Source organism: Liquorilactobacillus satsumensis (assembly GCF_964065465.1).
GTDB classification, from domain to species: Bacteria; Bacillota; Bacilli; order Lactobacillales; family Lactobacillaceae; genus Liquorilactobacillus; species Liquorilactobacillus satsumensis.
Window position 1 is genome coordinate 1,776,122 of record NZ_OZ061606.1, and the last position, 25,266, is coordinate 1,801,387.

Genomic DNA, 25,266 nt, shown 5'->3' on the forward strand with positions numbered 1-25,266 from the left:
ACGATTTGAATTGAGATTCAGTTCAAAGTACGCATTAATTGCGGTATTGCGAACTGGATCTTTTTAGCGTGTTGAATAGGTTAAAAATAGTCGAATCCCGAAAAGTTCGAATGCAGCTTTAAAAAGACAGAGTGTCATTAGATGGAGAGTGATTTTATGGAAAAAGGATTTGCTGGTGGAAAAGATGAACAAGCGGTTGCGGTACATTTAAAAAGTGCGCTATCCCTTATAGCGTTGAAAACTCTGCTAAGTAAAAAACTTGCTTTGAGGACCGCTTTATTCCATCAGTTTATAATAGGATGGCTATTTTGGAGTGTTGTCCTAAGCTTTGTGTCCCTTGAAATAAAAGAAAAGTTCAGCCAGCGAGGACCATATTTATAGATTGTTACTAAGGTTCTCATCACTGGAATTGGCGCTGCTTGAGAAAGTTGCACGGCTAGCAATAATTAGGGCGTTGTTTAATCACTTTTTCAATGATAAGCTAGGGGCTGTGACAAAAGTTAAATTTTGGCACAGCCTCGCTTTTATTCTGGATAAACGTGTGCCATAAGTCAAAATTCTCCGTCTAACTTCGAATTATTCATAGCAAGGTACTCGCTATGTTCATAATTTCGAGTTAGCACTCAAATTTTCCCGACTTATGTCACACTCTCTTTTGGAATAAGAATAGCAATAAATTAAGAGATTTTGGTGGCAGGGGGAAGAGCAAATGACACTTGAAAAACATCAACAATGGCTAAAACGATTTTATGAACGGCGTGGCTGGTATGAATATTCACCGTTTGTGCATGCCAATTTTTTGAACGAAGAAACCGGCGAATTAGCGCGCGCGATTAGAGCAATTGAAATCGGACGTGATCATCCCGGTGAAGATAAGGCTTCAGTGACGGCACTAAGAAGCAACTTAGAAGAAGAACTTGCGGATGTTTTGGATCAGGTAGTAATTATTAGTAGCAAATATGAAATTGATGCCCGTTCCTTGCTAGCAGCCAGTGAAGCCAAGCTTAAAGAACGCTTTGATGACGAGCAATAAAACTTAAAGGAGTAGCTTGTTGATGATTACTTATACTAATAAAGAAAAAATAGCAGCAACTGATTTGGCACAGCTTTTTGAAGCGGCTGGTATTCATAGACCTATCAAGGATTTACCGCGCTTGAAGTTGATGCTGGATAATGCAGATATTATTTGGACTGCTTGGGATGCCGGAAAATTAGTAGGGATTGCGCGTGCGTTGACAGATTTTAGTTATGCGTGCTACTTATCAGATTTAGCAGTTGCTAAAAAATATCAAAAGCAGGGAATTGGGAAAAATCTAGTTGAGCGAGTCCATACTCAAATCGGCCCTGATGTAGCACTGCTTCTTTTAGCATCACCTGCAGCTCAAGGTTATTATCCTAAATTAAAATTTGAAAATATTGAGAATGCATTTTTAAAAAAAAGGCGTCCATTTGCATAAATTTTTAGGATAGCAATTAGCGCACGTGTGTAGCTGCAATAAGAAATAAGATGGGTGTGACATAAGGCGATATAATTTGAGTACTAATACGAATTACGAATACAGCACATATTTTGCGATGAGTAATCCGATTTAAACGGAGAATTTTGAATTATGGAACACTTTATCAGAAATAAAAAGAGCAATTTGATCAAAAGTTAGTTTTTGATCAAACTGCTCTTTTTTGTGCTACAAGATGAAAAACGCTGTAATTCAGGACTTAGACTACGGCGGTTAAACGCTGTGTATCGCACTGCTAACTTAATGTCACAAAACATATCAACAAAAAGATACCTTAAGTGAGCAGAAGCCGCTGAATTACTTGCGATAATAAATGTCAAAAAATAATGCTGAATATTACATGACCAATAAAGAATATCTATTAACATGTAACCAGTAACATTTTGTTTTTATACATTATTGTGACTGTAGAAGTGGTAACCAGCTTTTGAAAACAACAAATTTCCAGAGATATACAATGTTATATTTATTGACATTACATGTATAAATGAATTATGGTCTTATTAAGCTTTAATTTGCTTTTAATGTTGGGAGTGGTGAGTTTGTATCAGAAACTGGTAAAAATGTCAGATGCACAAAGAATTGAGGCCATTACACGTAAACTGGTTAGCGTCAAGAGTGTTAATGGGACTGGTGGGGAAGTTTCAATTGTTGAGACAGTAGAAGAAATTTTACGTAGTTTTCCTATTTTTCAAATGCATCCTGAGTGGGTCTGGACTCAAAAACTTCCAGGTGATTCGTTGCAGCGAAAAAATGTTTTTGCTTTCATAAATAAGGAAAATGCCACTAGAACAGTTATTTATCATTCTCATCTGGACACGGTTGGAATTGATGACTTCGGTGCAATAAAGCAAGCTGCACTAAATTCTGACGAGTTGACCGCGTATTTTAAAAATTACAGTGCAGACTCAGATATTCAAAAAGATGCTCTTTCCGGAGACTGGCTTTTTGGGCGTGGGGCCTTGGATATGAAAAGCGGGGATGCCGTTAATCTGGTTAACTTGTTGTACTACAGTGAGCACCCTGAAGAAATGAGCGGTAATCTGCTTTTTATGGGCAATTGCGTTGAAGAAAATGATCACAGTGGTGCGATCGCTGCATTAGCTGAGCTGGAAAAGTTAAAAAAACAGCAGCATTTAAGTTACGAAGTTGCCGTTAATACGGATTTTATCAGTCCAAAATATGCCGGTGATCAGCAGAAATATATCTATTATGGAGCTGCAGGCAAAGCTTTAACGTGTTTTTATATTAAAGGAATTGAGACGCATGTGGGAAATACTTATGCGGGGATTGATTCAACTTTAGTTGCCAGTCGGATCAATACTCTAATTAACAATAATCCAGAATTTGTTGAAGAAATTCCAGGAGAAGAAATCTTGCCCTCCTCGTGTTTGTTATTGCGGGACCAAAAGGACTTTTACAATGTTCAAACAGCTAAAGTCACACATCTGTATTTCAACACGTTTACGTATCAACGCCCAGTGTATCAGATTTTGCAACAGTTAAAAGAAGCCGTTCAAAGTGACTGCGCAGAACTGGTTGCAGAGTTGATAAAAAAACAAGCTGCCTATCTGAATAAGCTGTCATTCCCGGCAACTGAAGACAAACGTCAACTTAAGGTTTTTACTTTTACTGAATATTTGCAGTCCTTGCGGCAAGCCGGCGTTCAAGTTGAACAATTGATGCATGACTTTTGGGAAGCACATGCAGATATGGATAAACGTGAAGTTGGTTTTGCCCTAATTGATTATTTAGATAAGCAAGTTAATGATAGTACAGCAAAAGTTGTTTTGTTCTTAGCACCTCCTTTTTGCCCACATAATAGTGTTGCAAAAGACTCAGCAGTTTATCAAAAACTGCAGGCAACATTAACCGCTTATGGGCAAACCGAGAACTTTAAAATGAAACAATTTTTCCCGTATTTATCGGATAGCAGCTATTTGGCAATTGATGAAAATGAAGAAGAAATCGGTAAACTGGCTGAGAACTTTCCACTGGCTGAGCAGATTTATCCCTTACCTTATGCCAAGATGCGCGCGCTAAACATTCCAGCTGTTGATATTGGGGTTTTTGGCAAGGGAGCACATACTTGGAAAGAGCGCGTTTATAAGCCCTATTCATTTGAAATTTTACCAAAAATAATCCGTGATTTTACAACCAAAGTCTGGAAGGAATAAGGAGAAAAAATAATGTTTGTACGTAATGGCACTTCAAAATTAAAGAAAGTCCTGCTTTGTCCACCGACGTATTTGAATGAGGCAGCTCCAATTAATGAAATTTCTAAAAAATATGCAGGTCAACCGTTGAATAAAGAAAAATTAACTACTGAATTCGAACAAATCGTGTCAGCTTATCAGTCAGCGGGAATTGAAGTTGAATTGCAGACGCCCACACCGGAGATGACAAATGCGGTTTTTGCACGTGATTTTGGAGGGTGTGTCAAAGAAGGTTACATTTTAGGCAGATTCAAAAAGGAGCTGCGCTTTCCTGAAAGAAAGGCATATGCAGATAAGTTGCGGGAATTGGGAATTCCTAAGATTGCTGAAGTTAAAGAAGGTTATTTTGAAGGTGGAGATTTTGCCTTTTTAACGGAAAAAGAGATTGCGGTAGGAATTATTGATCGCACCAATCAGAGGGGGTTTGAAGAACTCAGGGCTGCTTTGACACCACTTGGATATCGAGTTTATCCGGTACCAGCTGATCCACGGTATCTGCATCTCGACATGTGTTTTAATCTTGTAGCTGATCATTTGGCAGTTGCTTACCGTGAAGGGCTGCCAGCCGCTTTCTTGGAATTACTGAAGAAGCTTGAAATTGAAATCATTCCAGTTCCGGAAGAGGCCATTTTCAAACATGGGTGTAATCTTGAAAGCCTAGGAGAAAAGCGAGTTTTATCGCTTAAACAAAATCAAACAGTTAATACACAACTGCGCGAACATGGAATGGAAGTAATTGAATTAGATATTACAGAAACGTTGAAAGCTGGGGGCGGTCCGCACTGCATGACCTTTCCACTAGCGCGGGGCTAACAAAAAAATGGAGGAATAATTATGAAAAAGACTTTCAAAAAAGCTTTGGGGATTTTTGGAGCAGCACTAGCACTTAGCTTGGTGCTTGCAGGATGCAGCAGTCAAAGTCAGGATAATAGTGTTAAAAAGATTCAGGACAAGAAGACATTAGTCGTTGGGACATCAGCAGATTATGCACCTTTTGAATTTCCAATTATGCAAAATGGCAGTAAAAAAATTGTCGGATATGACATGATGATTGCACAAAAAATTGCAGATGATTTAGGAGTCAAACTTAAAATTGAAAACACAGAGTTCCCCTCACTGATTTCTGAACTGAAGAATAACAAGGTTGACTTGATTATGGCAGGGATGGTTTCAACCAGTCAACGTAAGAAAGTTGTTGCCTTTTCAAAATCATACTATACAGTTCAAAATGTGTTGTTGGTGCAAAAGAAAGATGCAGATAAATTCAATAGTGTAGCTGATGTCAAAGATAAACAAATCGGCGCACAGCAGACTACAACTCAGGAATCAATTGCTAAGTCGCAGTTGAAAGGCAGTAATGTTGTTACGGAAGGTGTGCTAACGAGCTTAACAACTGAATTATCGCAAGGTAAGTTGAGTGGGGTTGTTGTCGAAAATGAAATTGCAAATAATTATATTAAACGTTACCCGGACAAGTACGCGATCGCCAAAGTTAAGTTGACCACACCAAAGGATCAGCGGTCAATTAATATTGCTGTCCGTAAATCAGACAAAGCATTACTAAAACGTGTTAATCAACAATTAACCAAGTTAGAGAAGAATGGACAGTTAGACAAGATGTTCAAGCAGGCACAAGAATTACAGTTGAAGAGTGGAAAATAGGCAAATCAAGTAAAGGGTGAAGTAAATGTTCGATTTTTTAAAACAGTACTATCCCGTTTTTGTTGAAGGAACTGCACAAACCATTATTATTTCTATTATTGGGATCTTAATTGGAATTTTGCTGGGATTGATCTTTGTAATGATGCGGCTATCTAAAATAAAGGTTCTCTCCTACATTGCACGTGTTTATATTGCAATTGTTAGGGGAACACCAGCAATGATTCAAGTTATGCTGATTTATTATACGCTATCTAAAGTTTTAGAGGTACCTCAGATTCAATTTCTCGGATCTGGTCTTGATCGTGTAATTCCAGGATCAATTGCTTTGGGGATTAATTCGGGAGCATATACTGCTGAAATTTTCCGCTCTGGAATTATTTCGATTCCTAAAGGCCAGACAGAAGCTGGGCTTTCATTAGGTTTGAGTGACAGAACTACTATGTTTTCAATTGTGTTACCGCAAGCTGTCCGCAATATTTTACCAGCACTTGGGAATGAATTTATCTCACTAGTTAAGGAATCTTCAGTGCTATTTTACATCGGTGTTCAAGAAGTTACCGCTCAGGCGTTAGGTGTTGGTGGAACATTGTACGATTTTGTACCACCATTAATAGTTGCAGCATTAATCTACTTTGTCTTGACCTTTATTCTGTCACAGCTAATGCAGCTTTTGGAAAAGAAGATGGGCCGCAAGTACTTGCAGAGTAACTAAAGGAGGCTGAGAAGATGAGTGCTGAAGAGAAGATTATTGAAGTTGACAATCTAAAAAAGTCGTTCGGTGAAAATATAGTTTTAAAAGATATCTCGTTCAATGTTAAAAAATCTGAAAAAGTTGTCTTGATTGGTCCTTCTGGCGGCGGAAAAAGTACGTTGCTGCGTTGTTTAAACCGACTAGAAGATGATTATGAAGGAAAGGTCCTCTTTGAGGGTGAAAACGTTAATGGTGCAAGCAAGGAGAAGTTGCGTGTATTAAGACAGAAAATGGGAATGGTTTTTCAGCAGTTTAATCTTTTTCCACATAAAACAGTCTTAGAAAACATCACCTTCTCTCCAATTAAGTTGAAATTAGAAGCACCTAAAATTGCAGTTGCTCATGCCCATGAGCTGCTCAAACAAGTCGGATTATCAGAAAAAGCCGCAGCTTATCCGCAATCCTTATCAGGTGGACAGCAACAGCGAGTCGCAATTGCACGCGCTTTGGCAATGAGACCAGAAGTCATGCTCTTTGATGAACCGACCTCGGCACTTGATCCAGAAATGGTGGGGGATGTTTTAGATGTGATGGAGGGGCTGGCCAAAGATGGTATGACGATGATTATCGTGACACATGAGATGTCGTTTGCCCAAAATATTGCGGACAAGGTTTTATTTATGAACGACGGGATGATCGCAGATAGCGGCACCGCTGAGTATATTTTTAAAAAGACTAATAATACACGGACACGTGCATTTCTATCTAAAGTAATGTAACTGTCTGCAAGGAGTGAAGTACAGTGAAGTCATTATATGAGCGTTCGCTTGCTGTGTTGCCACCGGTAGCTAAGCGTGCGACACAACTTGGAGTCGTTGCAGGTCACGGAGCCTATTTGACTGATGAAAAAGGTGAAGAGTACCTTGATTTTGCAGCTGGGGTTGGAGTTGTTAACTGTGGTCATAATAATCCAATAGTAGTTGCGGCGGTTGAAAAACAGCTACATGCCTTGGTTCATGGTGGTCACAATGTTGTTTATTACCCTTCTTATATTGAGTTGGCAGAAAAACTCGTCAAGCGTGTTGGTCCGGACTATAAGGTCTACTTTTCCAACAGTGGGGCTGAGGCTAACGAAGGTGCAGTCAAACTGGCACTGAGTGTTACTCAACGAAGCGGGATCATTGCTTTTACCCATTCTTTTCACGGGCGCACTTTGCTGACGGCCTCAATGACGGCTTCAAATGCACAATATCGTAAAAATTATGCCGGAGTTTTACCGCCCGTATATCATGTTGATTTCCCAGATATTTACAATACGAGTTTAACGCCAGATCAAGAGATCACTCGCTGTCTAGAGCAATTAGAGCAGCTTTTTCATAATGTTTTAGCGCCTTCACAGGTTGCCTGTATTGTGGTAGAGCCCGTCCAAGGTGAAGGTGGATATGTGCCAGCTCCACAGAAATTTTTAGTTGAATTACGGGCAATTTGTGACCGTTTTGGGATTCTTTTGATTTTTGACGAAGTTCAAAGTGGTTATGGACGTACCGGACACTTATTTGCAAAAGACTATTATGGCGTTGAGCCGGATGTATTAACCTCCGCCAAAGGAATCGCAAATGGAATACCGCTAAGTGCTGTGCTGGGTAAGCGAAAGTATATGGATCGCTGGGAACCAGGAGCACATGGGGGAACATTTGGCGGCAATCCACTTGCTTGTGCGGCAGGCTCAGCAGTGCTGGACATCATGGATGAGGAATTTTTGCAGCATGTACAAGCAACTGGTGCTTATTTTACGGCTAAGTTGCGCCAATTACAGGAAAAATACTCTGTGATCAGCAGTGTCCGTGGACTAGGGCTAATGATCGGAGTTGAGTTTAGGAATGAGACTGGAAAACCAGCTACTGAATTAGTAGCGGCAATTCGCAAAGAGGCTTTAAATCAACATTTGATTCTCTTGAACTGCGGCGTTTTCCACAATGTCATTAGGTTTATTCCCCCTTTGATAATCGGCAAGAAAGAAGTTGACAAAGCGGTTGAAATTTTTGCTAAAAGTCTTGCTGTGAGCTTGAAAGAGGTGGGTGAAAATTAATGGGCTATACTGTGACTAATCCGTATACAGGAGAAACATTGAAACAGTTTACTACTGCAGACGATGCAGCAGTGGAAGAGGCTTTAACACAAGCCGCACAATTTTATCAGCAGCAAAAATCAATTTCGGTAGCTTCTAGGGCAAAGAAGCTACAGCGCTTTGCCAAAATTTTGCAGGAGCATAAAGAGGAGTTAGCACATGAGGCTGCCTTGAATATGGGAAAACGGCTGATTGAAGGTCGAGGAGAAGTTGAATTATGCGCCCAACTTGCAGAATACTATGCAGCACATCTCGATTTACTAGATGCGAAGCCATATACGTACGGAACAGGTAAAAAGGCACTTTTGGAATACCACTCGCTTGGAATTATTATGAGTATTGAGCCATGGAATTTCCCATATTCACAGGTTGTACGGGTCCTCGCACCTAACTACTTAATTGGTAATCCAGTAGTGTTAAAACACGCAGGAATTGTTGCAGGATGTGCGGACTTGCTAGAAAAAATGGTGCAAGCAGCCGGTTGGGAAGCAGGAGCATTTAAAAACCTGTTTGTATCTCATGCACAAGTAGCTCAAATAATTGCTGATCAACGGGTGCAGGGAGTTGCATTGACGGGTTCGGAAGAAGTTGGCAGCACAATTGCAGGTGCAGCGGGGAAAAATCTGGTTAAATCAACGATGGAATTAGGGGGCAGTGATGTTTTTGTGATTCTAAATGATGCAGATGTGCAATTAGCAATTGCAGACGCAACCGCTGCACGTTTGCGTAACAGTGGGCAGGTTTGTACTTCGGCCAAACGCTATATTGTTGAAAAAGAAGTTGCTGCAGCATTTATTGCTGGAATCCAAAAGACTTTTAGTGCTCAAAAAATGGGGGATCCACTTGATGAAACAACTGAATTAGCACCACTTTCCTCGCATAACGCGGCAGTTGAGCTGCAAAAACAAGTTGAGATTGCAATTGCACATGGAGCTAAAGTTTTGGTGGCAGGTGGGATTGTCGCTGGTCAGGGGAACTTTTTTAAACCGGTTGTTTTGACGGATATTACACCTGCCAACCCAGCCTATTATCAGGAATTTTTCGGCCCAGTGGCACAAGTTTTTATTGCGGAAAACGATGCAGCAGTTGTGGCTTTAGCAAATGATTCGCACTATGGATTAGCAGGTGCGGTCTATGGAAAAGATGAAGTACGCGCTCATCGAGTAGCCTCACAGCTTGAAACAGGGCAGGTCTTTATTAACAGACCTTCAGGTGCGCATCCTGAATTACCGTTTGGAGGTATCAAGCATTCTGGTTATGGAAGAGAAATGAGTGATCTAGGATTATATGAGTTTACTAATCAAAAGATTATTGTCTTTAAGTAGCCGCATGATAAGGCAAAGCTGGCTAGAACCAGAGAGGTTATGCTTTTAAAGAACAGTGAATATTTTTATTAATTAAAAGACGAGGTGACTGGATGTCAGAGTTGAATTTTCGCAGACAAGTAGACGATTGCCAACCTTATATTGCAGGCGAGACTGAGGCTGCAGTACTGAAAAAGTATCACTTAGAATCGGTGGTTAAATTAGGATCAAACGAGAATCCTTATGGCCCATACACTAACGCACGTGCAGCACTGCAAGAAAGCTTACAATATCTTAACCGGTATCCGGAAGATGACTATGTTGATTTGATTGCAACGATTGCGGCCAAGAATGGACTCACAAGTCAAAATGTTGCTTTGGGGGGTGGAGCTGGAAATGTGATTGAAACGACTTCCCGTTTGTTTTTAGATGCAGGTGATGAAGTCTTAATTGCTACACCAACTTATCGGCTCTATCGTGAAGTCTCGTTGCTGATGGGGGCAAGTGTCAAAGAAGTCCCGGTCAGGTCTGATTTTACAGCCGATTTTGAAGCTTTTAAAGCTGCCATTACGCCAAAGACAAAGCTGATTTGGTTGTGCAATCCTAATAATCCTACTGGGGTGGTCAATGACCCACAGGAACTTACACGTTTTATCGATGAAGTCGGCGATCATGTTTGGATAGTTTTGGATGAAGCTTATGCAGACTTTATTCAAGCCGGACAGCGTGCCCAATTGACGGACAAACTTGAGCAGAAAAAATTAGTAATCATTCGCACCTTTTCTAAGTACTATGGGCTTGCAGGCGCGCGGGTCGGATATATCTTGGCCCGACAAAAAGTAATTTCAGCATATGACACAATTACTGAACCATTTTGTGTTAACCGTCCTGGACTCTTTGCTGCACGTGCATCCTTATTGCTTGATCAGACAGAGGCCAGTGAAATCAAGGAAAAAATATTGCAGCAAAAACAGCGAGTGGTTAATGAATTAGCACAACTTGAGGTTGAAGCAGTGCCATCGCAAGCTAATTTTATTTTTGTTAAATTGCCGGGAAAGATTGCTGCTGGACAAATTGCAGCGCAGTTGATGGCACAAGGAGTAATTGTGCGTGAATGTGGTGCGTGGGGATATCCACAGTATCTTAGAATTACAATTGGCAAAGCTGCTGAAAATCAACGCCTTATAACTGAGCTCAAGCAATTATTACGCGTCAAGGTTAAAGAACAGTAAAGACGATTTTGACAGTATTACGTTCAAGTTTGTGTTTAGACCCTGAGCTGGGAATTTGAAAAATGGAGAGATGAAAATCGAAATAGCAAAATTCGGTGTTGAAGAATGGCTGAATACTTGGGAAAAGAAAGCTGATTTTGATATTGCCCAAAGTTCAATTGCAGCCTTGAAATTCTCAGAATTGACAGCCTTAGCTGGAAAAAGTCCAGCAGCTTTTATGCAAAGCATCGCGGAACAGGAATTGGATTATGGTTGGATTGAGGGTTCACCAACATTCAAAAAATTAGTTAGTGAGTTATATCAGCATGTTGACCCGGAACATATTTTACAGACTAATGGAGCAACTGGGGCGAATTTATTAGTGATGTATGCTTTGCTGGAGCCAGGAGATCATGTTGTGACCATGTTTCCAACTTACCAACAACTTTATGATATTCCCCGTTCTCTTGGTGCAAAAGTAGATTTTGTAACGCTGACAGCAGAGCACAACTGGAAACTTGAGATGGAGCAACTGGCAGCTGCCATTACGCCGGCTACCAAAATGATCTGTCTGAATAATGCTAATAATCCGACAGGAACACTGTTGACTAAACGAGAATTGACGCAGATCGCTGGACTTGCACGTGAGGTAGGGGCCTATGTTTTAGTTGACGAAGTTTACGCCCCCTTGCGTGCAGAACAGCAGTTTACCTCGATTGCCGACATCTATGAAAAAGGGATTGCTACTAATTCTTTGTCAAAAACTTATTCACTTCCGGGACTTAGAATTGGCTGGGTTGCTGCACCAAGTGATAAAATAATTGAACTTTTGCGCAAATATCGAGATTATACGTTAATCAGCAGTGGAGTACTGGGAGATGAATTAGCTATTCTTGCATTACGACATCAAAAAGATATTTTGGCACGTAATCGTAAAATTGTTAGTGAGAACTTAGCTATTTTGAAAAAGTGGGTTAAATCAGAGCCACGTGTCAGCTTAGTTTTGCCTAATTATGTTTCAACATCATTTATCAGACTAGATATTCCAGAAGGTGATTATCCATTTTGTGTCTCTTTGTTGCAAGCAACGGGTGTGCTCTTGGTACCTGGAAGTGCTTTTGGAATGCCACAATACGCTCGTTTAGGCTATTGTTGTGAAAAACACATTTTGGTGCAAGGATTGACATTGCTTTCGCAGTATCTGAAGAAATTTGAACAGCCAAAGTAAAGTTCATGCAGCCGATATGAAGACTGCTAGCGAGTTAAAAAGTGCGGGAACTAAAAGTCTGCAACAAAGATAGGTTAAGCGTCTTTTGCAGATTATTTCAGGAAGCTCAAAAACGTAGAACTTTGTTTAGATTAGCAGCAAGCGCGACCCAATTCCGGGATGGAAGGGTCGCTATTTTTGTTTGAAGCTTCGTGTGAACTTGACGATCAAATTAAAAAAAGTTAAAATCAGTTACATTTGTAACAAAACTAAATTATAATATATTTTAGTTTAGGATTTATAGAAAAATTGCTGAGATCAGGTGGAGCGACAATGAATAAAAAAAGTGCCAATACACAGCATCAAGTAGAACAAGCCTTGTTCCAACTTATGCAAGCGGAAAAGTTTGATAATATTTCAATTACAACGATTTCTGAAAAAGCTAAGGTTTCACGAATGAGCTTTTACCGTAACTATACTAGCAAGGAGGATATTTTAAACAAATTTTTGGCTCGTTTATATGATAAGTTTCTCTTTGATGTTGCGGCGCAAAAATTAACACAGGTTACGCAATTACTAGATATTTACTTTTCTTATTTCCAGGAAAATCCGCAAATTATCAGAGCAATTACAAATGCAGGAGTTGAGGGGCTGGCTTTGAGGATGCAGACAGCCTTTTTTAGGGATTTTTTTGAAAAGCGATTTGGTGAAAAGCAGGTAATTTCGCTTTATGATGTTTCTTATTATTCTGGAGCGGTTTTTTCAGTCCTCATTTTGTGGAATCAAGAAAATTATCAAAAACCGTTAACAGAGCTGGTGGCACAGACTAGCAAGATAATGAGTAAAGAATTGGAAAATTATCCGGACACCAATCATTAAGCTAAAAAATATGTAAAAGATAACTAAACAGTTTTCAACTTAAAAAAAATATTGCGGTACAGGGATGACTTGGACCGCTACTTGGCGTGGGGGAAAATAATGCATTTTTTGAAAAAAGTACTTAGTATAGCTGTTTTTTTGGTCTCTTTTTTTTCGATAGTTTTAGCTGTCAAAGCAGATAATTTAACAGCAAGTCAATTTGAACAAGGCTATCATTACAACGTACCGCGTGGCTTTATGAACGATGTGCAAACAATTTGGAAGGGTCAAGATGGATACTATCACTTATTGTATTTGTACAATCCTCAATATAAGCATACAGGTGATGGAACTGTCTGGTATCATGTTAAAACTCGAGACTTCATTCATTATGAGAATGTCGGGATCTCGATTCCTAAATTTAATGGAGTGTGGTACTCCATGGCTACGGGATCAGTCATTCATAATACAAATCATTTTTTTAAAGATCTGCCTAGTTCGGCGTTGATTGCATATTTTACCAGTTATATCGATGGAGTGCAGCAACAATTTGTAGCTTATTCAACGGATGAAGGGCAAAGCTTTACCCCGTATAAAAAAACACCAATTATGAGCGCAAAAAGTACGACTAGCGATGCAAGAGATCCATATATGCGTTATAACAGCAAGACAAGTAAATTGAATATGTATCTTGCAGAAGGCGATAAAGTTGGTGTGTACGAGAGTGATAACGGAGTGGATTTTAAATACATTGGGGCTACGAGTCTAAATCAAGCTGCATTATTAGGAAAAGATCTGGGAACGATTGAATGTCCGAATTTAAAACAGATCTATGATCCTGATACTAAGGAGTTAAAAGCGGTTTTGTTTTTTGGCGCAAATGGCTATCGTTACGGACAAACAACCGGTTCTTATTACATGGTAGGACACTTGGAAGAAAATGGGATCTTTATTGCTGAGCAGCAGCCCAAACGCGTGGATGATGGTTCTGATTACTATGGGGCCAATTATATGCAAGTTGATGCTGACAGCATTATTTCGGTGTCATGGTTGGGGAACTGGGGGTATTCTGCAGCCTGTATCTGTGATGAGTATGGGGAATGTAATAAGCTCGGCTCCTTAAGTTGTGCTCATCAGCTGACTTTGAGTGGGACAAGCGGAGATTATACTGTGGCAAACAAAATAATTGAACCGACTGCATTGTTTAGCAATACGGTCAGTGGCAACCGTAAAGTGAATGATGTGGAAAAAAATGAGGGTTATGCACAACTTTTAGATTTAAAGCGGTGGTCACGGCAAAATATTTATCTGCAATTTAGCAACAATGATATTACAAAAAGTGTTAACAAGCATATTAGGATAAATTTAAAGCAGGCTGACGCTTGGGTAAGAATTGACTATAACGCAGATAATGGCGCTTATATGGTTTCCAGAGCTAGTGAACGTTTAAAAGATACAACGGCTAAGAGTAATTATGAAAAAGCGTATGTTGAAGCAAGCGGGGTGATTTCTCCACATGATTTAAAACTGCATCTCATTGAAGATCAAAGCAGCCTTGAATTTTATTTTGAAGGCCAAAATAAGACCTACTCGCTGTTAAAATATTCAACTGACAGTTCAACAAAAATCAATGTTGAGACCAACGGAAACAACAATTTATTTTATTCTCTAGATAATATTGAATAGATGCCAAATTCTCTGGGTAACTTCTACTCATAGTAAAGTACGCGTGCTATTCATAATTTTGCGTTGGTATTTAAGTTTTATCGACTTATGCCATATTGTTTTTTGTGGATGCCTGAAGTCTTAGAAAAACTGGTTCAGTATTTTGACATTCTTTTGCATATCATCTGCTTCAAAATTGAAGTTATGCTAAAATCGAACTAGCTTAAAGCGATTATAAAAAAGTTAACTATGTGAAGGAAAAATGATTGTGAAAATCTATTACACTGTGACTAAAGTACCGCATTTAGCGTTGCCGACTTTATTAAAATGTGCACAAAACCATGATCCAGTCTTCTTTTTCCATAATCCAGACACGCAGCAGGTTCGACTTGCATATGGCGCACTGGCAGAATGTACTTTTGAAAAAGACCAGAATCTTTTCTTACAACTCAAAGAATGGTATGAACAACTGGCTGCAAGACTAGTTTGTGTGCCTGCTGGTGAAAAAAGACAAGAAATTCAACCGGAAATTGTTGGCGGACTCGGGTTTACTAATTCAAAGCAGTCTGCTGACCAGATCTGGGGAAAGCTAAGAAATGGATATTACTTCTTACCGCAGACATTAATTGTACAAGGCAAGGCTGGCGCATATGTGGTTGCTTGCAGTTTTCGCCCAATTGAATTGAAGCCAATTACAACTGCTGTTAGAAAAGAGCTGCAGGCCGCAGCATTAAGCGACTGTAAGCTTCCTTCTATGGGGCATTTGAAGGTAAGTGCCACAGATGTTGCAGTTTGGAAAAGAAATGTTGCCCATGTCGTTGCTCAGATTAAACAGCAGCACTTGAGCAAGGTAGTGCTGGCACGTTATTTAATCGTTGAGGCGCAAACGCAGCTTGATACTTATGTTACTTTGCAGCGCTTGTTAAAAACACAGCCCGAAACATACCACTTATTATTGAAAAAGTCAGGGACTGCATTTGTAAGTGCAACTCCGGAGCGGTTTGCTAAATTCAAGCAACATGAATTTCAAACAGCCGCACTGGCGGGAACAACTGCACGTGGACAAGATACGCTAGCAGATCAACGCTTAGGGCAATTATTGCTCAATGATCACAAGAATCGGCAGGAACATCGGTTTGTGGTCAAAAGAATTGCTGCTTTATTAGCACAGCAACGGCTAAAGTTAACGATTCCCGCGTCCCCACAGTTGCTGAAGAATAAGCAAGTTCAGCATTTGTATACTCCAATTAAAGGGACTGGACCTTATCAGCTATTTGAATTACTTGCGCAACTGCACCCAACACCTGCATTGGGTGGACTTCCTAAGCAGGCTGCGCTGCAGCAAATTGAAAAAGTCGAACAGCGGTCACGGGGGCTTTTCGGCGCACCGCTTGGTTATCTTGACTTTAATTGCCGTGGGGAGCTAGTGGTTGGAATTCGGGCGGCTGTTTTAAAAGAGAATCAGGCTTACTTATTTGCCGGTGCAGGAATTGTAGCGGAATCTTCTCCTGACAAAGAGGTTCATGAAACGCACTTGAAGTTTCAGCCGTTATTGCAAGCTTTAGGAGGAAATGATGAGTAGTAATCAAGCAATTACCCAACAAGTAAACACTATTTTGGAAGCACTGCGATACCAGGGAATCACAACAGCAGTTCTAGCACCTGGTTCGCGCTCCACGCCAGTTGCATTATTGCTGGCACAACTAGAACACCAAGGAAGACTTGACCTATATGTAGATGTTGATGAACGTTCAGCGGGCTTTTTTGCGCTTGGAATTGTTAAGCAGACTAAGCGTCCAGTCCTGTTGGTCTGTACCTCAGGAACGGCCGCCGCTAATTTTTATCCTGCAGTGTGTGAAGCTAAAAGCGCACACCTGCCATTGGTAATTTTGACAACTGATCGTCCTCCAGAACTGACCAATATTGGAGCGCCGCAAGCTTTGGATCAAATTCATTTTTACGGGCAACAGGTGAAACATTTCTGTGAATTGCCATTAGCCTCAGCTAGTTCAGCTGAGCTTGAATATCTTAATTTTAATGTACAGCGAATGGTCGTTGCAGCTAAAACACGACCGTGTGGCCCGGTTCATTTTAATTTGCCATTACGCAAGCCATTGCTACCCCAACTGAGTCCGGCTAAGGCTATTTATCCCAAAATTGAATTTGAAACAGCGGCTTTAAAGTTAGCCGCATTCGATCTTAAACAGCTGCAACAAACCTTCGCTAATAAACGAGGGTTGATAATTGCAGGACCTGAGATGCAACCTCCTCAGCATGCGGCACTCCTAAAATGGGCACGTGCTTCGGCCTGGCCGATTTTAGCAGATTCATTAAGTCAACTGCGAGGAAATGCGAGTGAAAATGTAATCACAGGTTATGAACTGTTTATGGGAATTCCTGAGGTGCGTGAAAAACTCAAGCCGGAGGTGATCATTAGAAGCGGTGGCACTTTGGTGTCAGCGCAACTGGCTGCCTGGTTAAAAGAGTTACAGATTCCGCTTTACTATCTTGATCCTGATCAAGAAGTTAATGATCATACCAAAACTGCTACACATGTTTTACCAGTGGAAGAAGCAAATTTTTTTGCAGCTTTAAGACCAGTCACGACACCTGCAGACTGGTTGCATAAATGGACTGGAGTGCAGAATAAGACACTTAAAAGTTTAACTGCGTATGATTTTACGCAGAAATTCTGCGAACCGGCAATTGCGGTGGCACTTGCGCAGCAGCTTCCCGCACGCGCCAATTTGTTTGTTAGTAATTCAATGCCAATCAGAGACATTGAACGTTTCTTTTTAACGGCCAGGGAAAAGATTAAAATTGCTTGTAATCGAGGAGCAAACGGAATTGATGGAATTATCTCAAGTGCATTAGGGATGAGTGCTCAAGTACAAGACAAGCAAACTGCTAATTTTTTGCTGATCGGGGATCTTGCTTTTTTCCATGATATGAATGGTTTGATGATGGCGGTGCGCTATCAATTACAATTGCGAATTATTGTTGTGAATAACAATGGGGGCGGGATTTTTTCTTTTCTGCCGCAAGCACAGGTAGCCGATTTTGAAGAATTATTTGGAACTGCTCAAAATCTGGAAATAGCCAAAGTAGCCGCACTGTATCATGCAACTTATCAAAAAATTGAATCATTTACCGCTTTGCAGCAGGTTTTAGCGACTCCAGTCCATTCTTTAGAAATAATTGAGGTTGTGACTAAGCGCTCCGAAAATGTTGCACAGCATCAGCAGCTGCAACAAGCTGTTAAAGATGGAATTTTAAGGATGTTAATTAATGAAAATCAAGCTTAATGATGAGGAATATTATTTTCAAACGATGGAACAAAAACGGCAGGGTGCTGAGCAATGGATCCTGTTACACGGATTTATGGGAAGTGCGGCCGATTTTCAACAGATTGCACCTGCACTGGCAGGAAGTTGTATTATTCCAGATTTATTGGGACATGGGCATTCACTGACAGCAGCACCTGCCAGCCGCTTTTCGATTGAACGGCAGGTTGCTGATATGGCGGCTTTGATTACGCGTAAACTGGTACCGCCAGTGAACGTCTGGGGTTACTCAATGGGCGGTCGGTTAGCACTGCAACTTACATTGACCTACCCACATTTGGTGAAATTCTTAGTACTGGAAAGTGCAACAGCTGGAATTACTGCGCCGGCAGCACGACGGTTACGCCAACAACATGATGCACAACTGGCACTTAAGCTTCAGCGTGAACCGTTAGCGAACTTTGTCGCGGCATGGGAAAAGTTGCCGTTATTTGCTTCACAACAAAAATTACCTTTTGCTAAGCAGGCTTTTGTGCATAAACAGCGAATGGGGCAGCACGCAAATTGTCTAGCTGCTAGTCTGCGAGGCATGGGAACGGGGCAAATGCCTGACTTATGGCCAGAGCTAAGCAAAATCAAAGTACCAGTTTTGCTGCTTTGTGGTGAATATGACAGTAAGTACCAGTACTTAACTGCAAAACTGCAGCATGAAATTCCAAATGCCTTTAGGGAAGTAATCCCCAAAGCTGGACATAACGTACATCTTGAGCAGCCTCAAGCAGTTTTGCAGGCGCTTGGAAGGATTGAAGCACATGAAAATAATTGATGTTAGGCTATTGCCATATACTTTGAGACTTAAGTATCCTTTTCGTTCTGCACATGAGACAGTTACACAGCGGCAGATTACGATTGTAGCGTTACGTGCTGCTGAGGGGCAATGGGGCTATGGGGAACTTGAAGCTTTTGAACGACCTAACTATACACCGGAGTTTCAAGCTGGGGCGCGGCTTTTTCTGCAACGCTTTTTAATTCCCAGCTTAAAAGGAAGGACCTTTGAGCAGCCAGAAGAAATGACAATGTTGTTTAGCAAATTTCAGGGAAATCAGATGGCAAAAGCTGCCTTAGAAACGGCTGTTTGGGATTTATTTGCCAAACAACGTCAAACTTCATTGGCTGGTCTTTTAGGGCAAAAAAGTGGATTAGAGGTACGGAAACAATTTGCTGTCGGAATCAGCCTAGGCGCACAAAAAAGTGGGGAAATACTTTTCCAAAACGTGAAAACAGCGGTTGCGGCCGGTTATCAGCGCATCAAGATTAAAATTACCACAAGGACTGAGGCAGCTAACTGCCTTCCAATCTTTCAGCAATTTCCGCAAGTGCATTTTATGCTGGATGCCAACTCTGCCTTTACTTACGAACAAGCAGCAGTTATTTTTAAGAATTTCACAGGAACAACATTAACAATGTTAGAACAACCTTTAGGCGTTAATGATTTTACAGAACATGCTCGTTTACAGAGCCAACTCACCGTGCCACTTTGTTTAGATGAAAATATTTTTTCAATTGATGATGTTAAAACTGCCTATCAGTTAAAAAGCTGTCGGGCAATTAATCTAAAACTGGCACGTGTAGGTGGCTTTACGCCTGCTTTAGCGCTTATTCGGTTTTGTCTTGAGCATCAGCTTAACGTATGGTGTGGAGGAATGCTTGAAAGCGGACTCGGAAGAACTGCCAATTTAGCACTTGCGAGTCTTGCACCATTGACTTTTCCTGGCGATCTTGCGCCTGCGACACAGTTGTATACTAATGATACACTCACAAAAAGCTTTGAACTTGAAAATGGGAAGCTGAGTCTTCCGGAGGGCAATGGGCTGGGGGTGCAGCTTAAAGCAAATATTTTAAAGCAACTGCAGGCACAGCCTAATCTAATGAAAGATTAAGTTAATCAGCTAATTTCAACAAATTATTGATATGATTTTAGGTGACATCCTATGTTACAATTAACCGGCTATCCTTTAAGCGAAATCAATTATTCAGCTTGTTAAATCGAGCATTTGAATAAGAGGAAGACGCTTTTTTTTTGGATAAATTAATAATATTTTTAGGAGGATTCATGAAGAACGTATTTAAAAAAGAAACAGTCAGTACATACTTGAAGGCCGATGCACGCCTGACCAAGAGTCTGCGTGCACGCGATCTCTTAGCGCTTGGAATTGGAGCAGTGATTGGGACTGGAATTTTTATTTTACCGGGGCATGAAGCTGCACTGCATGCCGGTCCAGCAGTAGCAATTGCTTTTTTGCTAGCAGCAATTGTTTCTGGAATTGTTGGGATGGCGTACGCCGAATTTTCATCGGCGATGCCGGTGGCTGGTTCAGCATACTCATTCGGTTCCGTAGTGTACGGGGAAATTATCGGTTGGATTTTAGGTTGGTCATTAATTTTGGAATATTTTCTTGCAGTATCAGCTGAGGCAACAGGTTTTGCTGCCTATTTCAATAATAATATCTTGGAATCATTTGGCTTGAATTTGCCCAAAGCTTTACAGGCAGGTCCATTAGAAGGTGGTGTGATTAATCTTTCAGCTGTGCTAATTGTGTTAGTAGTCGCACTTATTATTTTACATGGTGCCAGCCTTTCTAAAAAAGTAGAAAATGTGGCGGTCGTCATCAAAGTTGCAATTATTATTATTTTCATTGCCGTTGGCGCTTTTTATATCAAAACAAGCAATTATGTGCCATTTTATCCGCAACAGTTCCAGACATCACCTTTGGGTCTGGGTGGAATTTCAACTGCTGCTGCAACGGTCTTTTTTGCTTTTATCGGGTTCGATGCCTTGGCCGCTAATTCTGCAGAAACAATTAACCCAGAAAAAAATGTCGTAAAGGGGATTCTAGGTACTGTGGGTGTGTCAGTTGTATTATATGTTGCATTTTCATTTGTGCTTACCGGAATAGTACATTATTCTAAATTAAATGTAGACGATCCTGCAGCTTATGCGCTCCAAGTTATTCATCTAAATACGTGGAATAAGCTAATTACAATTGGGGCATTAATCGGAATTTTTACATCATTGATTACAATGTTTTTTGGAGGCTCACGGCTGGTCTATGCACTGGGACGGGATGGTTTATTACCTGCTAAAATGGGAGTTGTCAGCACAAAACATGTTGTTCCTAAAAACGCCATTCTTGTCGCAACGATTGTACAGGCCTTTTTTGCTGGTTTGGTACCATTAACAGAACTTGCTTCATTAATCAATGCGGGCACACTTTTGGCGTTTGCGTTTATTTCTTTTGGAGTTATTCCATTGCGTAAGCGGCACGATATTCAAAATAAGGGCTTTAAAATGCCGTTGTATCCGGTTCTACCATGTATTGCGGGGAGCTTAAGCGTTTATTTCATTATTATGTTGCCGAATATTACCAAGATTTCGGTGGGCCTATGGTTAGTATTAGGCTTAGTGGTCTATTTTGGATACGGATTGCGGCATTCAAAGCTACAGAATAAGTAAGTTGAAGCTGAAAACTGGTAATTTCTTCAGGAGTGTATTAGTTAATTAAAGTGAAAGAGTGGGTCCTATGCCTTATTTTGAAGTTTAATTTCAGTATCAAAGAAGGACACAATGTTTGTTTAAAAGTCTCAAATTCTTTTGTAATTTAAGCTTGAAAGGAGCTGCAGTTGACAAGAAAAGAAATCATTGTTATCTTTAAATAGTAATCGTTACTGTTTGATTGAAGGATCTTGATTTTAAAGAGCTTTGAATGTTGTTAGCTGCAATGATTAATTATAAAAGAGGCGCGTAGATGAATATTATTTATCCTCCACTAGTTGAACAAGCCTTTAGTTATTTTAGTAAAAGTAATTCTGAATTGACAAAGGCCGAAACTTATCTTTTTTTAATAGATAAAAAAATTATTAATACTTTAGGAATGCCAACTAAAGAGGCTTTAAGTAAAGGCTGGGTAACGAAGATCGAAGAAGAACAAGATCTGACTTTTTCCCAGTTTTTGGAAATCTATCCTGTATTTTCTCATTATGAACGTAAGTTTTTTAAAAAGATAGCTGGTTTTTGGGAAGTTAAACTTTCGTTGCAAGCGGAATTATTGCGTGCATTAACAAGTTCCACGCTTAGTGAAGAAGAAAAAGAACAGTTAGAAATCTTTTTTAGTGGGCGTGAGGTAACTGAAGTAGAAAATAAAAAAAACAATCGCGATTGACGGCTGGAACGGAATGTTTATTCGCAACAAACTAAGAGAGTGTGACATAAGTCGGGAAAATTTTCCCGGCTTATGTCACACTCTCCTTAGTTTACCCAGACTACTGCATAATTTGGACCTAGTCCCTAGCGGCTAATCGCTGAAGATGGCACTGCTTTCGTTTTACGAAACCGCATTACTAACAAAATGCCGTAAATCCGTTCCCTTTTTTTGACTGCTAAGCGCCACCAGCAGCTTGATCCGTGCCTTTTGGCCATTCAATCCCTGACAGAGAATTAAGCCCATTTTTTCAAGTTGAATTCCACCACCAGCATAATCATAAATCTTTTGTGCAACTCCGTTATAACAGCGTGACACGAGCACAATTGGAATCTGATGCCGCAATAATTGTTGAATAGCAGGAATGGTTTGCGGTGGCAAGTTTCCTGCCCCAAGTCCTTCAATAACAATCCCATGTGTCTTTTTGTTGTCTAAAGCTGAGAAAAGGTCACCATCCATTCCAGCATACGCTTTTAACAAGTAGACTCCTGAAATAACATGATCAATTTCGCAAACATCCGTGCGAATTAGTTCTTGAAAATACTTAGCTTTATGCTGTGTGACAATCCCAATTGGTCCAAAAGTCGGAGTGCGGAAGGTATCGACATTAGTAGTATGTGTCTTAGTAACAAAACGGGCAGTATGGATCTCGTCGTTCATTGCCACCAAGACACCTTTACCGTAAGATTCAGGAGTAGCAGCGACTGAAATTGCATTTTGAAAATTATACAGGCCATCGGAACCAATTTCATTTGAGGAACGCATTGCACCAGTTAAAACAACTGGAATTGTGTTGGGCAAAGTCAGATCCAAGAAATAAGCGGTCTCTTCTAGAGTATCTGTTCCATGGGTAATGACAACCCCATCAACTCCTTTTTCAATCGCCTGCAGAATACGCTGCTTAAGTGCCAGCATTATTTGCGGAGTAATATGCGGAGAAGGAAGGTTAAAGAGATTATCTGTAATAAGATTTATCTGGCCCTTTAGAATTACCTGTTCTTTAGCAAGCGGATTTTCATCGTTGGGGACCACCTCGCCGTTTTCATTTTGAGACATTGAGATCGTTCCACCGGTATGAATTGCCAAAATAGTTTTCATTGCTGAGCCTCCACGAAGTTTAGATGATATTTTCATCTTAAACCGTGGGGCTTCTTTTGAAAAGTGTATTTGAGAATTTCGGAGTTTAAAAGGATCGCTGGAGGTTAGTCAGTCATACTTAGTTAGCTGAGCAATTAAGACACTGATAAATTTGCTGATGACGACTAGCTCTGCTGCTGAAAAGTTAGACAAGAGTTCAGCATACTGAGTTAGTGCCTTTTGGTGCAATAAATCATGCATCTGGACCAGTTTTCTGCCAGAATCTGTGAGTACAAACGTTTTTTTATTAGATGGGGATTAATTTCAATAAGCTTTTGAGCAGTTAGCTTTGTAGTTACTGGTTTTAGCATCAGTTATTTGTAGAGAATCTTTGCTATGAGTAATTCGAAGTTAGATGGAGAATTTTGACTTATGTAACACGTTTATCCGGAATAAAAGCGGGGCTGTGACATAACTTAACTTTTGTCACAGCCCCCTTTAATAATTAATTACCATTTTTAGCTATCCTTCTTAGCTGGAGCATAGAGCTCATGCTGCGCTTGAGCAATTCGTAATAACAGTTTTTTATCAGCCGAATTATCAGTCTGCTCAGCAAATTGGAGTAAGAAATCGTAGTTAACATGTGCATCAGTAATCTCGCCGCAAATTGCTTGGATTTTTTTAGCCTGTTTTTGAACTTTAACGGCTTTTTGAGGAGCCAGTTTGGCAAAGTAGGTTGCAGAATAGCGCAAAGTTTTAGCGCGCTTGCGAATCTGGTGAACGCGGGTATAGTCTTTGAAATCCAACTGATTGAAAGCCTTATCCAGACTGTTTTTGCGTCGCTTAAGTTCCTGAGCGACCTGCTTAGACCAATCAGTTTTTTTGTCAAAACGCAAAATTCCTAATTGATCTCGCACACCCGCAAGGTAGTCGGTCAATTCTTGTTGAACTTTTGGTGCCATAATTCTTTCCATTTCCTGCTGGCGCCGGTGATGAAAATCCTGAAAGAAATGGCGGTAATTGGTGTGTTCTTCTGGATGTGTGTAAGCAAATTCACTGGATTTGGCAATTAAAACATCCAATTCACGTAAAGTTCCAAAAATTTTAGCAGCTTCACTAAGATTCTTATCCACAACTGCAAAAGCAGCTTGTGGAATTTCACGTTTTAGAAATTTGAAGAGTCCTCTAAGGGTACGAATTGCAACTCGCAGATCATGTGTCCGTTCAACATCAAAGGGATTATTACGGTAACGAATCAGCTCTGTCTCAATCAAATCAAATTGACGCTGCAAAATAGTTAGGATTGACATCATAAACTTGCCTCTTTTCAAGATTGAAGAAGTTAAAGACAACAACAAAGTAACTATATACACTCCTAAACTACCATAAGGAGGAAGTTAATTGCTAGGAAAACGATTACATTTATGGATAGCTGCGTCGCTTTAGCAGTTCCTGATAACAGCAAGCCAACTAAGCTTAAACCGGATATGGTTGCGCGGATAAAATAAACGAGATTAAGTTTTGAAAAAATAGTTACATTTGTAACGAAACGAAGTATAATACCTTTTGGGTATTCTTTAGCTGAAACTTTCCTAGAAAGGGGGATTAATTTATGAATAAGAGAAGTGTTGATACGCAAAAGCAGATTGAGACTGCTCTTTTTCAATTAATGCAAGTTGAAAAATTTGATAGTATCTCGCTCACGCAGATTGCAAAACGAGCTGAAGTCTCACGGATGAGTTTGTATCGCAATTATAAAAGCAAAGAGGACATCTTGAAGGTGATCTTTCAACGGTTATCGGGGCAGTTCAAGTTAGAGATGACAGCTAATAACTTAACTTGTTTATCGCAATTGCTGCAGGGGTATTTCAACTATTTTAGAAAGAATCCGCAAGTTGTAGCAGCAATTACTAATGCTGGAGTTGAAGGATTAGTTTTAAAAGCACAGACGGAGGATTTGAGTGCTTGTTTTGAATATTTTTTAAAGTGCGGCCAGCAGCCTTCTCCTTATGCGGTTTCCTACTATTCAGGTGCAGTATTTGCTGTGCTAATCTTGTGGAATCAGCAAAATTACGAGAAACCTGTGGCTGAAATTGTAGCACGACTTGCCAGAATAATTGGGAAGGAATTGAACGAGTTTAAGCTAATTGGTTAATTCCATCGTTTTAAGGAAATTAGAAGTAATCA

At 40.2% G+C, this 25,266-nt stretch carries 23 protein-coding genes; 21 read left to right on the top strand and 2 right to left on the bottom strand.

From position 1 onward, the window contains the following. Nucleotides 1-156: 156 nt before the first annotated feature. The 20 genes from AB3Y88_RS08245 (at nt 157) to AB3Y88_RS08340 (ending at nt 21,963) form a co-directional block, all read left to right on the top strand. Nucleotides 157-381 carry a hypothetical protein gene (locus AB3Y88_RS08245; protein WP_228888683.1) on the top strand — a complete coding sequence of 75 codons (225 nt, stop codon included), beginning with the start codon at nt 157-159 and terminating at the stop codon, nt 379-381. 328 nt (nt 382-709) lie between these two features. Beyond that, a complete protein-coding gene (locus AB3Y88_RS08250) occupies nt 710-1,033 on the top strand; it encodes a MazG nucleotide pyrophosphohydrolase domain-containing protein (protein WP_054755848.1) in 324 nt (107 codons plus the stop codon). Nucleotides 1,034-1,055: 22 nt separating this feature from the next. Next, entirely contained in the window at nt 1,056-1,457 is a 402-nt protein-coding gene (locus AB3Y88_RS08255; RefSeq protein ID WP_056961604.1) for a GNAT family N-acetyltransferase, read from the top strand. A 584-nt stretch (nt 1,458-2,041) separates the two neighbouring features. Further along, nucleotides 2,042-3,694: a M20/M25/M40 family metallo-hydrolase gene (locus AB3Y88_RS08260; RefSeq protein WP_228888730.1), complete on the top strand. Its 1,653-nt coding sequence runs from the start codon at nt 2,042-2,044 to the stop codon at nt 3,692-3,694. 12 nt (nt 3,695-3,706) lie between these two features. Next, nucleotides 3,707-4,546: a dimethylarginine dimethylaminohydrolase family protein gene (locus AB3Y88_RS08265; protein WP_228888680.1), complete on the top strand. Its 840-nt coding sequence runs from the start codon at nt 3,707-3,709 to the stop codon at nt 4,544-4,546. A 21-nt stretch (nt 4,547-4,567) separates the two neighbouring features. Further along, entirely contained in the window at nt 4,568-5,395 is an 828-nt protein-coding gene (locus AB3Y88_RS08270; protein WP_056961598.1) for a transporter substrate-binding domain-containing protein, read from the top strand. 25 nt (nt 5,396-5,420) lie between these two features. Further along, the gene (locus tag AB3Y88_RS08275) at nt 5,421-6,107 is read left to right on the top strand and encodes an amino acid ABC transporter permease (RefSeq protein ID WP_056961596.1); all 687 of its coding nucleotides are present in this window, start codon (nt 5,421-5,423) and stop codon (nt 6,105-6,107) included. A 14-nt stretch (nt 6,108-6,121) separates the two neighbouring features. Next, nucleotides 6,122-6,865, top strand: coding sequence for an amino acid ABC transporter ATP-binding protein (locus AB3Y88_RS08280; protein WP_056961593.1), 744 nt, complete (start codon nt 6,122-6,124; stop codon nt 6,863-6,865). Between the two features lie 23 nt (nt 6,866-6,888). Beyond that, the gene (locus AB3Y88_RS08285) at nt 6,889-8,175 is read left to right on the top strand and encodes an aspartate aminotransferase family protein (RefSeq protein WP_056961592.1); all 1,287 of its coding nucleotides are present in this window, start codon (nt 6,889-6,891) and stop codon (nt 8,173-8,175) included. Continuing rightward, nucleotides 8,175-9,539 (top strand): aldehyde dehydrogenase family protein, encoded by a 1,365-nt coding sequence (locus AB3Y88_RS08290; protein WP_228888677.1) that lies wholly within the window; start codon nt 8,175-8,177, stop codon nt 9,537-9,539. Before AB3Y88_RS08285 ends, AB3Y88_RS08290 begins: the two co-directional genes overlap by 1 nt. 92 nt (nt 9,540-9,631) lie before the next feature. After that, on the top strand, nt 9,632-10,750 hold the full coding sequence (gene hisC, locus AB3Y88_RS08295; protein WP_367293421.1) for a histidinol-phosphate transaminase: 1,119 nt from the start codon (nt 9,632-9,634) through the stop codon (nt 10,748-10,750). A 76-nt stretch (nt 10,751-10,826) separates the two neighbouring features. Next, on the top strand, nt 10,827-11,957 hold the full coding sequence (locus AB3Y88_RS08300; protein WP_228888729.1) for an aminotransferase: 1,131 nt from the start codon (nt 10,827-10,829) through the stop codon (nt 11,955-11,957). Nucleotides 11,958-12,269: 312 nt separating this feature from the next. Continuing rightward, nucleotides 12,270-12,815, top strand: a complete 546-nt coding sequence (locus AB3Y88_RS08305; RefSeq protein WP_056961586.1) for a TetR/AcrR family transcriptional regulator — start codon at nt 12,270-12,272, stop codon at nt 12,813-12,815. Nucleotides 12,816-12,914: 99 nt separating this feature from the next. After that, nucleotides 12,915-14,480, top strand: a complete 1,566-nt coding sequence (locus tag AB3Y88_RS08310; protein WP_228888673.1) for a glycoside hydrolase family 32 protein — start codon at nt 12,915-12,917, stop codon at nt 14,478-14,480. A 247-nt stretch (nt 14,481-14,727) separates the two neighbouring features. Further along, nucleotides 14,728-16,041, top strand: a complete 1,314-nt coding sequence (locus AB3Y88_RS08315; RefSeq protein WP_228888670.1) for an isochorismate synthase MenF — start codon at nt 14,728-14,730, stop codon at nt 16,039-16,041. Continuing rightward, on the top strand, nt 16,034-17,764 hold the full coding sequence (gene menD / locus AB3Y88_RS08320) for a 2-succinyl-5-enolpyruvyl-6-hydroxy-3-cyclohexene-1-carboxylic-acid synthase (RefSeq protein WP_228888668.1): 1,731 nt from the start codon (nt 16,034-16,036) through the stop codon (nt 17,762-17,764). Before AB3Y88_RS08315 ends, menD begins: the two co-directional genes overlap by 8 nt. Then, nucleotides 17,748-18,569: a 2-succinyl-6-hydroxy-2,4-cyclohexadiene-1-carboxylate synthase gene (menH, locus tag AB3Y88_RS08325; RefSeq protein ID WP_228888665.1), complete on the top strand. Its 822-nt coding sequence runs from the start codon at nt 17,748-17,750 to the stop codon at nt 18,567-18,569. The genes menD and menH overlap by 17 nt, the downstream gene beginning before the upstream one ends. Further along, a complete protein-coding gene (gene menC / locus AB3Y88_RS08330) occupies nt 18,556-19,683 on the top strand; it encodes an o-succinylbenzoate synthase (protein ID WP_228888662.1) in 1,128 nt (375 codons plus the stop codon). Before menH ends, menC begins: the two co-directional genes overlap by 14 nt. 173 nt (nt 19,684-19,856) lie before the next feature. Then, nucleotides 19,857-21,257, top strand: coding sequence for an APC family permease (locus AB3Y88_RS08335; protein ID WP_228888660.1), 1,401 nt, complete (start codon nt 19,857-19,859; stop codon nt 21,255-21,257). A 292-nt stretch (nt 21,258-21,549) separates the two neighbouring features. Then, complete coding sequence (locus tag AB3Y88_RS08340; protein WP_056961573.1) at nt 21,550-21,963, top strand: hypothetical protein; 414 nt, start codon at nt 21,550-21,552, stop codon at nt 21,961-21,963. Between the two features lie 162 nt (nt 21,964-22,125). Here AB3Y88_RS08340 and AB3Y88_RS08345 read toward each other — a convergent pair whose 3' ends face one another. Both AB3Y88_RS08345 and AB3Y88_RS08350 read right to left on the bottom strand, forming a co-directional pair. Further along, on the bottom strand, nt 22,126-23,100 hold the full coding sequence (locus AB3Y88_RS08345; RefSeq protein ID WP_056961571.1) for an asparaginase: 975 nt from the start codon (nt 23,098-23,100) through the stop codon (nt 22,126-22,128). Nucleotides 23,101-23,597: 497 nt separating this feature from the next. Then, on the bottom strand, nt 23,598-24,392 hold the full coding sequence (locus AB3Y88_RS08350; protein ID WP_261907984.1) for a CHAD domain-containing protein: 795 nt from the start codon (nt 24,390-24,392) through the stop codon (nt 23,598-23,600). 299 nt (nt 24,393-24,691) lie between these two features. Between AB3Y88_RS08350 and AB3Y88_RS08355 the strand changes: the two genes are divergently transcribed. Further along, a complete protein-coding gene (locus tag AB3Y88_RS08355; protein WP_228888657.1) occupies nt 24,692-25,234 on the top strand; it encodes a TetR/AcrR family transcriptional regulator in 543 nt (180 codons plus the stop codon). Nucleotides 25,235-25,266: the final 32 nt, after the last annotated feature.

What these genes read in the sequence shown, in the direction of transcription:
- AB3Y88_RS08340 (WP_056961573.1), top strand. Translation starts at nt 21,550, where the DNA reads ATGAATATTATTTATCCTCCACTAGTTGAACAAGCCTTTAGTTATTTT.
- menD (WP_228888668.1), top strand. Translation starts at nt 16,034, where the DNA reads ATGAGTAGTAATCAAGCAATTACCCAACAAGTAAACACTATTTTGGAA.
- AB3Y88_RS08265 (WP_228888680.1), top strand. Translation starts at nt 3,707, where the DNA reads ATGTTTGTACGTAATGGCACTTCAAAATTAAAGAAAGTCCTGCTTTGT.
- AB3Y88_RS08270 (WP_056961598.1), top strand. Translation starts at nt 4,568, where the DNA reads ATGAAAAAGACTTTCAAAAAAGCTTTGGGGATTTTTGGAGCAGCACTA.
- hisC (WP_367293421.1), top strand. Translation starts at nt 9,632, where the DNA reads ATGTCAGAGTTGAATTTTCGCAGACAAGTAGACGATTGCCAACCTTAT.
- AB3Y88_RS08335 (WP_228888660.1), top strand. Translation starts at nt 19,857, where the DNA reads ATGAAGAACGTATTTAAAAAAGAAACAGTCAGTACATACTTGAAGGCC.
- menC (WP_228888662.1), top strand. Translation starts at nt 18,556, where the DNA reads ATGAAAATAATTGATGTTAGGCTATTGCCATATACTTTGAGACTTAAG.
- AB3Y88_RS08345 (WP_056961571.1), bottom strand. Translation starts at nt 23,100, where the DNA reads ATGAAAACTATTTTGGCAATTCATACCGGTGGAACGATCTCAATGTCT.
- AB3Y88_RS08310 (WP_228888673.1), top strand. Translation starts at nt 12,915, where the DNA reads ATGCATTTTTTGAAAAAAGTACTTAGTATAGCTGTTTTTTTGGTCTCT.
- AB3Y88_RS08250 (WP_054755848.1), top strand. Translation starts at nt 710, where the DNA reads ATGACACTTGAAAAACATCAACAATGGCTAAAACGATTTTATGAACGG.
- AB3Y88_RS08255 (WP_056961604.1), top strand. Translation starts at nt 1,056, where the DNA reads ATGATTACTTATACTAATAAAGAAAAAATAGCAGCAACTGATTTGGCA.
- AB3Y88_RS08260 (WP_228888730.1), top strand. Translation starts at nt 2,042, where the DNA reads ATGTTGGGAGTGGTGAGTTTGTATCAGAAACTGGTAAAAATGTCAGAT.
- AB3Y88_RS08245 (WP_228888683.1), top strand. Translation starts at nt 157, where the DNA reads ATGGAAAAAGGATTTGCTGGTGGAAAAGATGAACAAGCGGTTGCGGTA.
- AB3Y88_RS08305 (WP_056961586.1), top strand. Translation starts at nt 12,270, where the DNA reads ATGAATAAAAAAAGTGCCAATACACAGCATCAAGTAGAACAAGCCTTG.
- AB3Y88_RS08350 (WP_261907984.1), bottom strand. Translation starts at nt 24,392, where the DNA reads ATGATGTCAATCCTAACTATTTTGCAGCGTCAATTTGATTTGATTGAG.
- AB3Y88_RS08355 (WP_228888657.1), top strand. Translation starts at nt 24,692, where the DNA reads ATGAATAAGAGAAGTGTTGATACGCAAAAGCAGATTGAGACTGCTCTT.
- AB3Y88_RS08290 (WP_228888677.1), top strand. Translation starts at nt 8,175, where the DNA reads ATGGGCTATACTGTGACTAATCCGTATACAGGAGAAACATTGAAACAG.
- AB3Y88_RS08280 (WP_056961593.1), top strand. Translation starts at nt 6,122, where the DNA reads ATGAGTGCTGAAGAGAAGATTATTGAAGTTGACAATCTAAAAAAGTCG.
- menH (WP_228888665.1), top strand. Translation starts at nt 17,748, where the DNA reads ATGAAAATCAAGCTTAATGATGAGGAATATTATTTTCAAACGATGGAA.
- AB3Y88_RS08275 (WP_056961596.1), top strand. Translation starts at nt 5,421, where the DNA reads ATGTTCGATTTTTTAAAACAGTACTATCCCGTTTTTGTTGAAGGAACT.